Origin of the sequence: Streptomyces sp. NPDC051105, from assembly GCF_040682795.1 — a bacterium.
GTDB lineage: Bacteria > Actinomycetota > Actinomycetes > Streptomycetales > Streptomycetaceae > Streptomyces.
Genome location: NZ_JBFBBR010000017.1, coordinates 107,404 through 122,785 on the forward strand (window position 1 = coordinate 107,404; position 15,382 = coordinate 122,785).

Sequence of the window (15,382 nt, forward strand, 5' to 3'; positions counted from 1 at the left end):
GTGGTGAACACCGTGTCCGGACCCGGAGAGACCGACGGCAGCGCACTCGTCGTCATCGACATGATCAACACCTACGAGCACGAGGACGCCGAGCTGCTGCTGCCCGCGGCCCAGCGGGTCGTGCCGGTCCTGGCGGAGCTGATCGGCCGGGCGCGGGACACGGGTGGGCCGGTGATCTACGCGAACGACAACTTCGGCCTCTGGCGCTCCCACCACGGTGAACTGGTCGACTCGGCGCTGTCCCGCCCGCACGCCGACCTGGTCGAGCCGATCCGGCCCGACGCCGAGTCCCTCTTCGTGGTGAAGGCCCGGCACTCGGTCTTCTACGACACCCCCATGTCGTACCTGCTGTGGCAACTGGGCGTCGGAACAGTGGTGTTGACCGGGCAGGTCACCGAGCAGTGCGTGCTGTACTCCGCCTTGGACGCCCACATCCGCCACCTGGACGTCACCGTGCCGAGGGACGCCGTCGCCTCCATCCACCCGCATCTGGAGGCCGCCGCGCTGGAAATGATGGAGCGCAACATGGGTGCCCGAATTGTCCTGGCGGAGGAAGTCGACTTCCGGGGTACCCGGCAGCCCGTACCGGAGGAGACCGCGCACCAGTCCAGAGGTCGGCCATGAACACACGCGTCCCCGCAGACCCCGCAGACCCCCTCGCCGGCCTGGTCACGGCCCTGCGCGCCGGGACCGACGCCGAGGTCCGGTTCGATGCCGGCAGCCGGGGCGCCTATTCCACGGACGGTTCCAACTACCGGCAGGTCCCGCTCGGCGTGGTCGTCCCCCGCACGGTCGAGGCCGGTGCCCGCGCGGTGGAGCTGTGTGCCCGCTTCGACGTCCCGGTACTGTCGCGCGGCGGCGGCACGAGCCTCGCCGGGCAGACGACGAACGCGGCCGTGGTGATCGACTGGAGCAAGCACTGCGACGCGCTGGTGTCGGTCGACCCAGCCGCCCGCACCTGTGTGGTGGAGCCGGGCATCGTCCTGGACGAACTCAACCGGCTGCTCGCCGGCCACCGCCTCCAGTTCGGCCCGAAGCCGTCGACGCACAGTCACTGTGCGCTGGGCGGCATGATCGGCAACAACTCGTGCGGGGCGTCCGCGCAGGCGTACGGGAAGACGGTCGACAACGTGCGCCGGCTCGAAGTGCTGACGTACGACGGGCATCGGATGTGGGTGGGGCCCACCTCGCGGGCCGAGCGGGCGCGGATCGCCGCCGAGGGCGGCCGCCGGGCCGAGCTGTACGACGGTCTCGACCGCATCGTCGCCGAGTATCTGGCGGACATCCGGCGCGGCTATCCGAAGATCCCGCGCCGGGTCTCCGGTTACAACCTCGACTCGCTGCTCCCGGAGAACGGCCTCGACGTGGCGAAGGCCCTGGTCGGCAGCGAGGGCACCCTGGTGACCGTCCTGCACGCCGAACTCGACCTGGTCCCGGTGCCGCTGTACGAGTCACTGCTGGTGCTCGGGTACGACGACATCTGCCGGGCCGCCGACGACGTGCCCCACCTCCTGGAGCACTGCTCCCCCGGTCAACTGGAGGCCCTGGACGGGCGGATGGCGCAGCTGATGCGTGAGGAACACGCCTATCTCGACTCGCTGCGCGCGCTGCCGGAGGCGGACAGCTGGCTGCTGGTGCAGTTCACCGGGGACAGCCAGGACGACGTCGACGGCCAGGCGCACGCTCTGCTGCAGGCGATCGGCCGGTCCGAGAGGGACTCCTCCGTCGCCTTCTCCGACGATCCGCGGCGCGAGCACAAGATGCTGAGGGCGCGGGAGGCCGGACTCGGGGTGACCGCACGGCCGCCGGACGACCGGGAGACCTGGGAGGGCTGGGAGGACTCGGCCGTGCCGCCCGAGCGGCTGGGCGAGTATCTGCGTGGTCTGAAAGGGCTGTTCGAGGAGTTCGGCTACGACCACCCCTCGCTGTACGGGCACTTCGGGCAGGGGTGTGTGCACACCCGGATCCCGTTCGGGATGAAGACCGCGGACGGGGTGGCGGACTTCCGGCGGTTCCTGGAGCGGGCCGCCGACCTCGTCGCCTCCTACGGCGGTTCGCTCTCCGGCGAGCACGGCGACGGGCAGGCCCGGGGCGAGCTGCTGACGCGGATGTTCGGGGAGCGACTGGTCGGCGCCTTCGGCGAGTTGAAGGCCCTGTTCGACCCGGGCCACCGGATGAACCCGGGCAAGGTCGTCGACCCGCAGCCCGTGGACGGGCAGTTGCGGCTCGGGGCCGCCTGGCAACCGGCCACTCGTGACACCCACTTCGGTTATCCGGAGGACGGCCACTCGTTCACCCGGGCGGTGCTGCGCTGCGTCGGCATCGGCAACTGCCGGGGCCTGCACGGTGACGTGATGTGCCCCTCGTACCGCGCCACCAAGGAGGAGGAGCACTCGACCCGGGGGCGGGCGCGGCTGCTGTTCGAGATGCTCGACGGTCATCCCGACTCGGCGGTCACGGACGGCTGGCGCTCGACCGAGGTGCGGGACGCTCTGGACCTGTGCCTGGCCTGCAAGGGCTGCAAGTCGGACTGCCCGACGGGTGTGGACATGGCCACGTACAAAGCCGAGTTCCTCGCCCACCACTATGCGGGCCGGCCGCGCCCGGCCGCCCACTACTCGATGGGCTGGCTGCCGGTTTGGGCCCAACTGGCCGAGCACGCACCGGGTTTGGCCAACAGCGCACTGCACGCGCCAGGTCTCGGCCGGGTCGGAAAGCGCCTCGCCGGGGTTGACGGGGCCCGGCGGCCCCCGGTGTTCGCGGAGCGGTCCTTCCTGCGGTGGTGGCGGGCCCTCGGCACCGGGCAGCCGGACCCGGCGGATCCGGCGACGGTGGTCCTGTGGCCGGACACCTTCAGCAACCACTTCCACCCCTCGGTCGCGATGTCGGCCGTGCGGGTCCTGGAGGACGCCGGCTTCCGGGTCGCCGTGCCCGGCACGCCCGTGTGCTGCGGCCTGACCTGGATCTCCACAGGCCAACTGGCCACGGCGAAGAGGGTGTTGCGGCGCACCCTCCGGGTGATGCGCCCCTACCTGGAGGCGGGCACCCCCATCATCGGGTTGGAGCCCTCCTGCACCGCCGTCTTCCGGTCCGACGCGCCCGAACTGCTCCCTGGCGACGAGGACGTGCAGCGGCTGGCGCGGCAGACGCGCACCTTCGCCGAACAGCTCGTCCACCACGCGCCGGCCGGCTGGCGGCCGCCCTTCCTCGCCCGGCAGGCGATCGTGCAGACCCACTGCCATCAGCACGCGATCATGAAGTTCGACGCCGACCGTGAACTCATGCGCCGGGCCCGGCTCGACGCGGGCGTCCTGGACGAGGGCTGCTGCGGTCTGGCCGGCAACTTCGGCTTCGAACGCGGCCACCACGAAGTCTCCATGGCCGTCGGCGAGCTGGGAGTGCTGCCCGCGGTCCGCGCGGCCGCCCCCGGCAGCCTGGTGCTGGCCGACGGCTTCAGCTGCCGCACCCAGATCGAACAGGGCGGCACCGGGCGCCGGGCCCTGCACGTGGCGGAGGCGCTGGCCCTCGCACTCGACGGCCCCCTGCCGAGCGACCGCCCCGAACGGCCGGCCCGGCGGCCCGCCGAACCCTCCGGCACGGCCCGGTGGGCGGCCACCGCCGTCGCCGGGACGCTGGCGGCCACGGCCGCGCTGGGGGCCGTACGGCGGCTGCACCACCCATACCTCGCACGTCACCATCGGGAAAGGTTCTGAACATGTCGACGAAGGTCTCCGACTTCATCCTCCAGCGGCTGCGCGAGTGGGACGTGGAGCATGTCTTCGCCTACCCGGGTGACGGCATCAACGGCCTGCTCGCGGCCTGGGGACGAGCGGACAACAAGCCCAGGTTCATCCAGTCCCGCCATGAGGAGATGTCCGCGTTCGAGGCCGTCGGCTACGCCAAGTTCTCCGGCCGGGTCGGGGTCTGCGCGGCCACCTCAGGGCCGGGTGCCATCCACCTCCTCAACGGTCTGTACGACGCCAAACTGGACCATGTGCCGGTGGTGGCGATCGTCGGTCAGACCAACCGCAGTGCCATGGGCGGCTCGTATCAGCAGGAGGTCGATCTGCTGAGCCTGTACAAGGACGTCGCCTCGGACTTCTGCGAGATGGTCACCGTCCCGGAGCAGCTTCCGAACGTCCTCGACCGGGCGATGCGCACCGCCATGGCACGCCGCTCGGTGACCGCCGTGATCGTCCCGGCGGACGTCCAGGACCTGGACTACTCGCCGCCCGGGCACGCCTTCAAGATGGTGCCCTCCAGCCTCGGCATGCCGCACTACGCCCCGGTGCCGGACGACGATGACCTGCGGCGGGCCGCCGAGGTGCTCAACTCCGGCGGCAAGACGGCCATCCTGATCGGTCAGGGAGCGCGCGGCGCCCGGGCGGAGGTGCAGGAGGTCGCCGACCGGCTCGGCGCCGGGGTCGCCAAGGCACTGCTGGGCAAGGACGCCCTCGACGACGACCTGCCGTACGTCACCGGCGCGATCGGGCTGCTCGGCACCCGGCCGTCGTACGAACTGATGCGTGAGTGCGACACGCTGCTCGTCATCGGCTCGTCCTTCCCCTACACGCAATTCCTGCCGGAGTTCGGCAAGGCGCGGGCCGTGCAGATCGACATCGACCCCCACATGGTCGGGCTGCGCTACCCCTTCGAGGTCAACCTGGTCGGCGACGCCGCCCGGACGCTGCGCCGGCTGCTGCCGCTGCTGGAGCAGATGGAGGATCCCTCCTGGCGGACGAAGATCGAGGACAACGTCAAGGACTGGTGGGAGGTGATGCAGCGGCGGGCCGATGTCGACGCCGACCCGATCAACCCGGAGTACGTCACCCACACCCTCAACGGGCTGCTCCCGGACGACGTCATCCTCTCCGCCGACTCGGGCTCCGCCGCCAACTGGTACGCCCGGCATCTGAAGCTGCGCGGGTCGATGCGGGGCTCTCTGTCGGGGACGCTGGCCACCATGGGGCCGGGTGTGCCGTACGCCATCGGGGCCAAGTTCGCGCACGGCGACCGGCCGGCGATCGCCCTGGTCGGCGACGGGGCGATGCAGATGAACGGCATGGCCGAGCTCATCACCATCGCCAAGTACTGGCAGGACTGGGAGGATCCGCGGCTGATCGTCGCCGTCTTCAACAACCGGGACCTCAACCAGGTGACCTGGGAGATGCGCGCGATGGAGGGTGCCCCGCAGTTCCTGCCCTCGCAGTCCCTCCCGGACGTCGCATACGCCGACTTCGCCCGCTCGCTCGGTCTGACCGGCATGCGGATCGACGAGCCGGGCGGGGTGGCCGGCGCCTGGGAGGCCGCGCTCGCCGCCGACCGGCCGTGTGTGCTCGACTTCGTGACCGATCCCGCCGTACCGCCGATCCCGCCGCACGCCACCCTCGACCAGATCGAGGCCGCGGCCTCGGCCGTCCTCAAGGGCGACAGCGACCGGGCCGGGATGGTCCGGCAGGGCTTCAAGGCCAAGATGCAGGAGTTCCTGCCGCACCGGCACGAATCGGGGCGACGGTGAGCGACCTGCCGATCGTCGAGCGGGTGGAGAGCGCGGTCTGCACGGTCCCGACGGACGCGCCCGAGGCGGACGGCACCTCGGCCTGGGACGGCACCACGCCCGTCCTGGCCACCGTCCGCTGCGGCGAGGCCACCGGACTCGGGTACACCTACGCCCCGCCGGCGGCCGCACAGGTCGTCGACGACATGCTCGCCGACGTGGTCCCCGGCGTCTCGGCCCTCGACGTGCCGCGCGCCAACGAGGCCATGCACCGCGCCGTACGCAACGCCGGTCTGCCGGGGATCACCGCGCAGGCGATCGGGCTGGGCCTGAGCCTCGCCGCCGAGCGGGCCCGCTCCTTCCGCATCAGCTGACGGACCCGAAGGAAGGGACCATGTCGCAAGTCGTCGTCATCACCGGAGCCAGCGCCGGCATCGGCCGCGCCACCGCCCTGCTCTACGCCGAGCGCGGCGCGAGCATCGTCCTGATCGCGCGGGGCGAGGCCGGACTCGAAGGGGCGGCGAGGGAGGTCGCGGAACGCGGCGGCCACCCGCTGATCCAGCAGGCCGACACCGCGGACCCCAGCCAGGTGGAGGCGGCCGCCGACGCCGCCGAACGGCTCCTCGGTCCCATCGACGTCTGGATCAACTCCGCCTTCACCAGCGTGTTCGCGCCCTTCACCGAGATCACCCCGGAGGAGTACGAGCGGGTCACCAGCGTCGCTTACCTCGGGTTCGTCAACGGCACCAGGGCAGCACTCGCCCGGATGCTGCCGCGCGACCGGGGCACCATCGTGCAGGTCGGCTCCGCGCTCGGTGAGCGGGCCATCCCGCTCCAGTCGGCGTACTGCGGTGCCAAGCACGCGATCAACGGCTTCACCTCCGCCGTACGCGTCGAACTGCTGCACAGGGGCAGCAACGTACGCATCACCGTCGCCCAGATGCCCGCCGTGAACACCCCGCAGTTCTCCTGGGTCCGCTCCCGGCTCCCCCGGCACCCGCAGCCGGTGCCGCCGATCTACCAGCCCGAGGTCGCCGCACGAGGCGTGCTGCACGCCGCCGATCATCCCCGGCGCAAGCAGTACTACATCGGCGCCAGCACGGCCGGCACCATCTGGGCCAACCGCCTGGTACCGGCCGTCCTCGACCGTTACCTGGCCCGCACCGGCTTCTCCTCCCAGCAGACCGACGCCCCGCGGCCGCCGGGCTCGGACAACCTCTTCACCCCGGCCGACGACGCGCCGGCCACCGACCACGGCGCACACGGCTCCTTCGACGACCGCGCCCACGCCCACTCCTGGCAGGCCGCACTGGCCCGCCACCCGGCCGTCACGGTCGCCACGGCGACGGCGGTGGGAGCGGCCGCGATCGGGATCCGGCACCGCGCGGGAGGCCGCTCGTGAACGGTGTCGCCGGCAGGAAGTCGCCGTAACCGTTCGAAGGTCGGGCGGCCCGTGACCCGGCCCTGAAGGTCGAGCAGCCGGTCCAGGCGTGGAATCCGAGCCACCGTCCGCCCACCCAGGGCGTGAGGCGACCCGCGGCACCATGATCGAGCCGGTCCCCGAGGCGGGCGGGACGCCTTCGACCACGCCACCGGCCCCAGACTCCTGCGCCACACCGACGCATCGCGAGGCCCGGGACGCGGAGGGCCCGCCACCAGGACAGGCTCACGCCATGGCCTGTGGCGCACGCCGCGGGGGCTGAACCAGGTTTCACCCCCGGCCCGTTGGACACTCGGGACAAGAAGAAGAGCTGGGGGCAGAGAAGGATGAATCGGACCCCAACAGGCCTGACTCGGAAGGAAGATGATCCGCCGTGACTGCGAAAGCCAGCAACCCGACCGCGGTACGCCGCCCCGAGACGGGCTGGGCGAGGGCGCGCCGCCTGCGCGGGCAGGGCATACGCACCTGTATGCGCGCGACGCTCGACAACACCACGGGACGGTTGCGACAGAGGGAGGACTGGAACGTCGTACGGGGCGAGGACTGAGCTTCGCCACACAGACGCCTGGGGGTGCTGTCACCCCGTCCCGCGCACCGTCACGAGCCGGTCGGTTCCTCTCTCCCGGAATGGCGGAGGCATCCGACCGGGTGGACCTCACGCGGGACGGCGCCGGATCCAGCCGGATCGGGAACCACTGACTGCTGGGCGGGACGGACCCGCGCCGAGCATGATCAGCGAAAGGCGGACGGACGATGGGGCATGGCGGAGACGCGATTGCGGAACTGATGACCGACCACCGTGAGGTCGAGGAGATGTTCGCCGGGATCCAGGGGATGCCGGGCGGGGGGCAGGAGCTCCGTGATCTCGTGGACGAGGTCACCATCGAACTGGTACGGCACTCGATCGCCGAGGAGGAATACCTGTACCCGGCGGTGCGCGAGCACATCGAGGGCGGCGACCGGATCGCGGACAAGGAGATCGCGGATCACGGCCGGGTCGAGAAGCTCCTCAAGCAGGTGGAGAAGACGGACACCGACGATCCCCGGATGAGCCCGCTGCTGCAACAGCTCATGGACGAGGTCGCCGCCCACGTCCAGGACGAGGAGGACAACCTCTTCCCCATGTTGCGGCAGGCTTGTTCCCCCGAGGCGCTGAACGAGCTCGGGGACAAGATCCGCCGGGCCAAGGCCCTGGCCCCGACCCGCCCGCACCCCGCCGCCCCGAACACGCCGCCCGCGAACAAGCTCCTCGCTCCGGGAACCGGCCTGGTGGACCGGGCCCGCGACTTCATCACCGGGCGCGGCAAGTCCTGACCCCCGCTGGGGCAGGCTCCTGGGCCGGGACCGCGCACCTTCGGTCCCGGCCGCGGCACGGACGCCGGGCACCCTGTGACGCGGCTCATTCCCTCCTCGGGTCCGGCTGCCTACGCTGAGGGGTCACGAAGCGGGGCAGCGTGGCTCCGCGAAACAGCTCGCGGGACCGATCTGCCGGACACAGGCGAGCACGTTCCCGAGGGACCCACCGCCGTGACCGACGATCTGACACCTGTCATAGCCGCCTCCACCCGCTGGCTCCTGGCCGCCTACCCGGCCCCCGGCGGGGCGCTCAGCCGGGCGCTGGCCGAGGCCCAGGCCCGGCAGGCCGTCACACTCGCCGCCACTCTGCGTCACCCCACGCGTGTCGACGTGCTACTGCTCCACCTGCTCGCCCCCAGTGGGTCCGACCGGCTGGACTGGCTCACCGGATGCGAACCGCGGCCTTACGACACCGCGTGGCGGACCTGGGTGGACGAAACGGTGGTCAGCTGGGCGGCCTGTCTCCTGGCCGACCCCGTGCTGGCCGCCCGCGCCGCCCAGCAGGCCCTTCCAGCGAGCGAGCACCACACCACCGGCGGCCTGCGGCGGCTCACCGATCCCGGGACGCGGGACACCGAAGCCGCGCCTCTGCTGCGCCATCCCGACCTGCTCGAGGACATCGCCGGCCTGCACCGGCCCCAGCTCATGGAACTGCTCAGTGCCGAGGGCGCCGAGCTGCCCTGATCTCACAGGGTGCACGTCACGTCCTTGAGCTGCCGCGACGCCCTTGAGCTGCCGCGACGTCCTTGAGCTGCCGCGACGTCCTTGAGCTGCCGCGACGTCCTGGAGCTGCCGCGACGTCCTGGAGCTGTGCCGCGACGTCCTCGGGCTGCCGCGACGCTTCCGCGGCGCCCTCGCACGCCAGCCGGCACCGGAGCGTCCCACACCGTTCGATCGAGCTGATCAGCCGCCGCCCCGTCCTGCGAGGAGTTTCGTAGCCCGGCCGGACTCAGTCCACAGGAATGGTGGCAGTCCGTTTCTCATGTCGAGAGCCGAGCCACTGCCGTCGGCATCGACGGTCATCGCGCAGGCGGTGGTTTCCCTGAACGGTCCGGCCTGCGACGCTGGATAGGGTCGGGACGTGGAGCTCAGCAGCAGGAAGCCGGAGGACGCGTTCACCGGGGAGGCTCGGGGCGCGTTGTCGGTGCGTGCGACCAGGGCATTGTGGTGGGGGTCGGCCGGTCTGGTTCTCGGCGTCCTGGGCACCTCGGTACTCGTCGCCGGCGCGGAGCACGGCCTGCCACTGGCGGTGGCCGTGGCCCTGGTCCTCGTGCAGGTCTGCGCGCTGAGATGGCAGGTGCGCGCCCCGGTCGCCGTACTGGCCGCGAATACCGCGACGGGACTTGCGGTGTGGGCGCTGCTGCCCGCGGTGAGCCTGACGGGGGCGTTGCTCGCGGCGCAGGTCTCCTTGTGCGTGCTGTCGGCCGTCGAGCCGCGGCGGGTGTCGGTGCGGGCACTCGTGGCGATGTGCTTGCCGGGGCCGCTGGCGTTCGGGGCCGGCGGCGGCCCAGCGGGGGTGGCGGTCTATCTGCTGGCGGTGGTGCTGGCATGGACCGCGGGGCAGTGGCGCGGGGCGCAACAGGCGCGGACGAGGGCGGAGTTGCGCCGGGCTGTGGTGGAGGAGCGGGGACGGATCGCGCGTGAGGTGCATGACGTCGTGGCGCACACTCTGTCGGTGATGGTCATTCAGGCGGCCGCTGCGGACGACGTGTTCGTGCAACGGCCCGAGCAGGCCCGCGAGGCGCTGCGGGCCATCGAGACGGGCGCCCGCTCGGCGCTCGGCGAACTGCGGATTCTGCTGCGGGCGTTCGGGCCCGATGAGGGGACGAACGAGGCTGCGGAGCAGCGGGGTCCGGTGCCCTCGCTCGCGCGCCTGGACGAGTTGGCCGACACCGTGCGCGCGACCGGGATGACCGTGCACGTGCATCGCGAGGGCGCCACCGCCGGGCTGCCGGCCGCGGTGGACCTGGCGGCGTACCGGATCGTCCAGGAGGCCCTCACCAACACGCTGCGCCATGCGGTCGGCGCCGACGAGGTCAGCGTGCGCGTGACGGCCGAGAGCGAGTACGTGAAGGTCACGGTGGTCGACAACGGGCTTGCACCGCAGGGCCGTTCGGCCGCGGCGGGAGCGGGACGCGGTCTGCTGGGGATGAAGGAACGGGCACGGCTCCTGGGTGGCAGCCTGCGCGCCGGTCCGCTCGCCCGAGGAGGGTTCGAGGTGGCGGCGCGGCTGCCGGTGGAGGGCGCGCGATGACGCTGCGCGTGGTGGTGGCCGACGACCAGGCCCTGGTCCGCACCGGATTCCGTATGATCATCGACGCCCGGGACGACCTGGAGGTGGTCGGTGAGGCGTCCGACGGCCGGGAGGCGGTACGGCTGACGCTGGAACTGGCGCCCGACGTGGTGCTGATGGACGTACGCATGCCCGTGGTGGACGGCATCGAGGCGACCCGGCAGCTCGCGGAGTCGGGCAGTGGGGCCCGGGTGCTCGTGCTGACCACCTGGGACGTCGACGCGAACGTGGTCGCCGCCCTGCGGGCCGGGGCCAGCGGCTTCCTGCTCAAGGACATGCGCCCCGCCGAACTTGTCGAGGCGATCCGCCTCACCGCGCGCGGCGACGCACTGCTGGCGCCCACCGTTCTGAGCCGCGTCCTGGACCGGTTCCTGCGCACCACGCCCGACCCCGCGCCGCCGCCCTCCCTGCGGGACCTCTCCGGCCGCGAGCGGGAGGTGCTCACGCTGATCGGTCAGGCGCTGTCGAACGCGGAGATCGCCGAGCGGCTGCACCTGTCGGAGGCCACCGTCAAGAACCATGTCACCGCGGTACTGCGCAAGCTGGGTCTGCGCGACCGCGTCCAGGCCGTCGTCGCCGCCTACGACCACGGCCTCGTGCAGCCGCGCCGGCCCTGAGAACCGGTCTCCTTCTCAAGGAGGAGACCGAGCCGCGGTCCTCCTGTGTTCCCAGTGCCGGCCCGTTCCCGCGGCTGATCCGTGGCCTGCGCGTGCGGCCGTAGCGTCGAGATGTGACCGACGACCTGGCCTGCCTCATGTATCTGCTCGCCCACGACGACGCGGCCGAGGGCCCCTACGACCGCTCCCGGACGGAGCTGCTGGTCCGGGCCGCCGCCCTGATCGACCTCGCGCTGCGCGGCCGGCTGGGAGAGGACGGCGGCACGGTCACCGTGACCGGCACGCGGTCGACGGGCGACCCGGTCCTGGACGACGTCCTGCGCGACGCCGCCGGACACGGCTGGAAGCACCTCGTACGCCGCCACCGCAAGCGGACCCTGATCCAGGTGGAGGACCGGCTCGCCGCGGCGGGAGTTCTCACCGTCGAGGCGCCCCGCACCCGCTTCGGCACCCGGCGGCTGACCGTGACCGACCGCGCCGTGCCCGCCGCACTCCGTGCCCGCGTGTCCGCGGTGCTGCACGGGCACGGCCCCGTACAGGAGATCCCCGCCGCCGACGCCGCGCTGCTGGCCCTGGCCGCGGCGGGCCGCATCCGCTCGATCGTGTCACGCCAGGACCACTCGGCCTGCCGGGCCCGTATCGACGCCTGCACCAGCTCGCTGGCCGTGCTCGCGCCCGGACTGGAGAAAGCTGTACGCGCGCTACCGACGACCATGATCGCCGCACAGGGCGGCATGGGCGGCAGCTGACCGAACGGGGAGACGATGAGCATGCACCGCGTCCTGACCACCCTGGGCTGCGCCCTGACCGCCGTCCTCGCGACGGCCTGGTCCACAGCGCCACCGAGCCGGCCCGACCGGCCCGCCGCAACGGCGGTACGCACCCACGACGGCGTGGTGCGGGGCGCCGCCCACGACGGCTACCGCACCTTCGAGGGCATCCCCTACGCGGAGCCCCCGGTCGGCGGCCTGCGCTGGGCGCCGCCCCGCCCCGCAGCCCCCTGGCCCGGGGTACGGGACGCGACCCGGCCCGCGGGTGCCTGTCCGCAGCCGGCCGGCGAGGTGCCCGGCGGCAGCACCGACGAGGACTGCCTCCAGCTGAACATCACGACACCTGACGGCGCGGAACCGGTGCACCCCCGGCCGGTGATCGTGTGGCTGCACGGCGGCGGGTTCACCACCGGGGCGGGCGGTTCCTACGACGCCCACCGCATGGCCACCCGCGGCGACGTCGTGGTCGTCACGGTCAACTACCGCCTCGGAGCCCTCGGTTTCCTCGCGCACCGCGGGCTGACCGGCTCCGGCACCTTCGGCCTGGCCGACCAACAGGCGGCGCTGCGCTGGGTCCGCACGGAGATCGGTGCCTTCGGCGGCGACGCGCACAACGTGACCCTCGCCGGGGAGTCGGCGGGCGGCTACAGCGTCTGCGCCCAGCTCGCCTCACCGGCCGCCGCGGCGCTCTTCGACCGGGCGATCATCCAGAGCGGGCCGTGCACCGGTCGCCCCGACCGGCCATTCGCCCCGTCCTCCGTCCCCCTGTCCACGGCGCGCGCCACAGGCGCGGACCTGGCGGCAAAGGTCGGCTGCGGCTCCGCCCGCGACGTGCTGGCCTGTCTGCGGCGCGTGGCTGTCTCGCGTCTGCTCGCCGCCCAGGACTCCGATCAACAGCCCGCGTACCGCACTCCGTTGCTGCCCCGCGACCCTGCGGCGGCGATCGCCGCCGGCCGCTTCCACCGCGTCCCCGTGCTCATCGGCAACAACCACGACGAGGGCAACGGCTGGGCCGCCGGGATCGTCCAGGCCGGCAACCCCGTCACCCCCGACACCTGGCCCGACGTCGTGTCCGCCTTCTTCCCCTCCCCAGGACAGGCCAAGGCGATCGTCCGCGAATACCCGGTGCACCGCACCGACGGGGGCCCGGTGTTCGGCGCAGTCATCGGCGACGCGAACTTCGCCTGCCCGACGGCACGCACCGGCGGCCTGCTCGCCAGCCAAGTACCCGTCTGGCGCTACGAGTTCGCCGACGAGCACGCCCCGCTGCTCACCCCGGGCACGCCGCCGTTCCCGCTCGGCGCACCGCACGCCGGCGAACTTCCCTACCTCTTCGACCTCGGCGGCCGCCCCCGCGACCTGACCCCGGCACAGCACCGGCTCGCCGACACCATGATCGACTACTGGGCCCGCTTCGCCCGCACCGCCGACCCGAACGGCCCGTCGTCCCCACCCTGGCCCCGGCAGACGGTGCTGTCCCTGGCGCCGGACCACCTCGTCCCCACCCGCACGCCATTGTCCCGCCATCACTGCGCGTTCTGGACCACCCTCGGATGACCACGCGCACGTGACCCGGCTCGGCTCAGGCCCGGCAATCCTTCGTAGTACACCGCCGCAGCGGAGTCTCACCGCCCGGCCGAGACCCCTCGCCGCATGGGGCTGCCCACCATGAACACCCCGCCCGACCGGTCCGGAGGCGGCCGGATACAGTGCGCGCGAGGGCAGCCCGGTTGCTCAAGGAGGGGAAGCGTGACCGACACCAGCGAAACCCGATCCGCCGACAGTGCGGCGCACGACACCCAGCGGAGCCGACTGCTCCGCCTGATGCGCTACCTCCCCCTCATCGCCCCCGTCCTGCTGTGGACCGTGCCCTGCTGGCTGCTGCTGCACGCCGGCCAGCACTGGCCGCTCCCTGTCACTCTGGCCGGCACCGCCCTGTTCGCCCTCGGCCTGATCGGTATGCCGCTCGCGATGGTGCGCGGCCACGGCCGGCGGCAGCAGGACTGGGCGGCGATCGTCGGGGACACCCTGCTGGGCACCATCTGGGTCCTGTTCACCTGGTCCGTTCTGCTCGGCGTCCTGCTGCGGCTCGCCCTGACCGTGGGTGGTGTCGGCGACGGCCAGGACCGGGCCCGGATCGTCACCTGGGCGGTCCTCGGCACCGCCGCCGTGCTGCTCGCCTGGGGGTACGCCGAGGCCCGCCGAGTACCCCGGGTACGCCGCCTGGACGTGCGACTTCCGCGCCTGGGGGCCGGGTTGGACGGCACGCGCGTCGTTCTCATCACCGACACCCACTACGGCCCACTCGACCGAGCCCGCTGGTCGGCACGGGTATGCGAGACCGTGAACACTCTGCAGGCCGACCTGGTCTGCCACACCGGAGACATCGCGGACGGCACGGCCGAACGCCGCCGCGCCCAGGCCGCCCCCCTCGGCACCGTGCAGGCCACCCGGGCCCGGGTCTACGTCACCGGCAACCACGAGTACTACAGCGAGGCCCAGGGCTGGGTCGACCTCATGGACGAACTGGGCTGGGAGCCGCTGCGCAACCGTCATCTGCTGCTCGAACGCGGTGGCGACACCCTCGTGGTCGCCGGCGTGGACGACGTCACCGCCGAGTCCTCCGGCCTCGCCGGCCACCGTGCCCACCTCGCCGGAGCCCTGCACGGCGCCGACCCCGACCACCCCGTCCTGCTCCTGGCCCACCAGCCCACGTTCGTCGACCGGGCGGCAGCCGACGGCGTCGACCTCCAACTCTCCGGCCACACCCACGGCGGCCAGATCTGGCCCTTCCACCACCTGGTGCGCATCGACCAGCCCGCCCTCGCCGGCCTCAGCCACCACGGCACCCGCACCCTCCTCTACACCAGCCGCGGGACCGGCTTCTGGGGCCCGCCGTTCCGCGTCTTCGCCCCCAGCGAGATCACCCTGCTCGTACTCCGCTCGCCGCATCGCCCAAGCCTTCCCTCAACGTGACCACGGGAGTTTGCGGCGCCTACGAAACTGCCGCCCGACTGGGCTCCCGTGGTGAGTCCCCGGTGACATATAAGGGTCGCGGCGATGGCGGTGAAGGCGAGGAAGTCTTCCGCTTGCGCTCGTAGCGGCGGTGGAGGCGGTTGGCGGCGGAGATGCCGACCGACAGGGGCGTTCGCCTGCCAGAGTCCACCGCGGCGACAGGCCAGTTGAACCGCCTTCCCGCGGGCCGTGAACCACGGTGACGGAACCTGCAACTGACGGCGCCGGGCTCGCTGTTCGGCACTGTCGGACGCAGGTTGATCGAAAAGGGTTTGCGGACCGGGGCTGCGGTTGGATAGATGTTGCTGCCGGATCCCCGACACGAGGGTTGAGGGGCCACGACAGCGAGAGGAGGGATACGCCCATGATCGCCATGATCACCGCGCTTGTGTC

The 15,382-nt window shown here is 72.3% G+C and carries 13 protein-coding genes; all 13 read left to right on the forward strand.

Going from position 1 to position 15,382, the window contains the following annotated elements; genetic code table 11:
• Nucleotides 1-12: 12 nt before the first annotated feature.
• The gene (locus AB0N16_RS33740) at nucleotides 13-624 is read left to right on the forward strand and encodes an isochorismatase family cysteine hydrolase (protein ID WP_365803424.1); all 612 of its coding nucleotides are present in this window, start codon (nucleotides 13-15) and stop codon (nucleotides 622-624) included.
• Nucleotides 621-3,713, forward strand: coding sequence for an FAD-linked oxidase C-terminal domain-containing protein (locus AB0N16_RS33745; protein WP_365803426.1), 3,093 nt, complete (start codon nucleotides 621-623; stop codon nucleotides 3,711-3,713). The genes AB0N16_RS33740 and AB0N16_RS33745 overlap by 4 nt, the downstream gene beginning before the upstream one ends.
• Nucleotides 3,714-3,715: 2 nt before the next feature.
• Nucleotides 3,716-5,518, forward strand: coding sequence for a thiamine pyrophosphate-requiring protein (locus AB0N16_RS33750; protein WP_365803428.1), 1,803 nt, complete (start codon nucleotides 3,716-3,718; stop codon nucleotides 5,516-5,518).
• Entirely contained in the window at nucleotides 5,515-5,871 is a 357-nt protein-coding gene (locus AB0N16_RS33755) for a hypothetical protein (RefSeq protein ID WP_365803430.1), read from the forward strand. The genes AB0N16_RS33750 and AB0N16_RS33755 overlap by 4 nt, the downstream gene beginning before the upstream one ends.
• A 20-nt stretch (nucleotides 5,872-5,891) precedes the next feature.
• Entirely contained in the window at nucleotides 5,892-6,899 is a 1,008-nt protein-coding gene (locus tag AB0N16_RS33760; protein WP_365803432.1) for an SDR family oxidoreductase, read from the forward strand.
• A gap of 412 nt (nucleotides 6,900-7,311) precedes the next feature.
• Nucleotides 7,312-7,485, forward strand: coding sequence for a hypothetical protein (locus tag AB0N16_RS33765; protein WP_365803434.1), 174 nt, complete (start codon nucleotides 7,312-7,314; stop codon nucleotides 7,483-7,485).
• Nucleotides 7,486-7,691: 206 nt separating this feature from the next.
• The gene (locus AB0N16_RS33770; protein WP_365803436.1) at nucleotides 7,692-8,252 is read left to right on the forward strand and encodes a hemerythrin domain-containing protein; all 561 of its coding nucleotides are present in this window, start codon (nucleotides 7,692-7,694) and stop codon (nucleotides 8,250-8,252) included.
• Between the two features lie 213 nt (nucleotides 8,253-8,465).
• Nucleotides 8,466-8,978: a hypothetical protein gene (locus AB0N16_RS33775; protein ID WP_365803438.1), complete on the forward strand. Its 513-nt coding sequence runs from the start codon at nucleotides 8,466-8,468 to the stop codon at nucleotides 8,976-8,978.
• Nucleotides 8,979-9,375: 397 nt separating this feature from the next.
• Nucleotides 9,376-10,548, forward strand: a complete 1,173-nt coding sequence (locus AB0N16_RS33780) for a sensor histidine kinase (protein ID WP_365803440.1) — start codon at nucleotides 9,376-9,378, stop codon at nucleotides 10,546-10,548.
• Entirely contained in the window at nucleotides 10,545-11,204 is a 660-nt protein-coding gene (locus tag AB0N16_RS33785) for a response regulator transcription factor (RefSeq protein WP_365803442.1), read from the forward strand. Before AB0N16_RS33780 ends, AB0N16_RS33785 begins: the two co-directional genes overlap by 4 nt.
• A gap of 113 nt (nucleotides 11,205-11,317) precedes the next feature.
• A complete protein-coding gene (locus AB0N16_RS33790) occupies nucleotides 11,318-11,953 on the forward strand; it encodes a GPP34 family phosphoprotein (RefSeq protein ID WP_365803444.1) in 636 nt (211 codons plus the stop codon).
• 15 nt (nucleotides 11,954-11,968) lie between these two features.
• On the forward strand, nucleotides 11,969-13,531 hold the full coding sequence (locus AB0N16_RS33795) for a carboxylesterase family protein (RefSeq protein WP_365803446.1): 1,563 nt from the start codon (nucleotides 11,969-11,971) through the stop codon (nucleotides 13,529-13,531).
• A gap of 192 nt (nucleotides 13,532-13,723) precedes the next feature.
• Entirely contained in the window at nucleotides 13,724-14,950 is a 1,227-nt protein-coding gene (locus AB0N16_RS33800; protein ID WP_365803448.1) for a metallophosphoesterase, read from the forward strand.
• The last annotated feature ends 432 nt before the right edge of the window (nucleotides 14,951-15,382 follow it).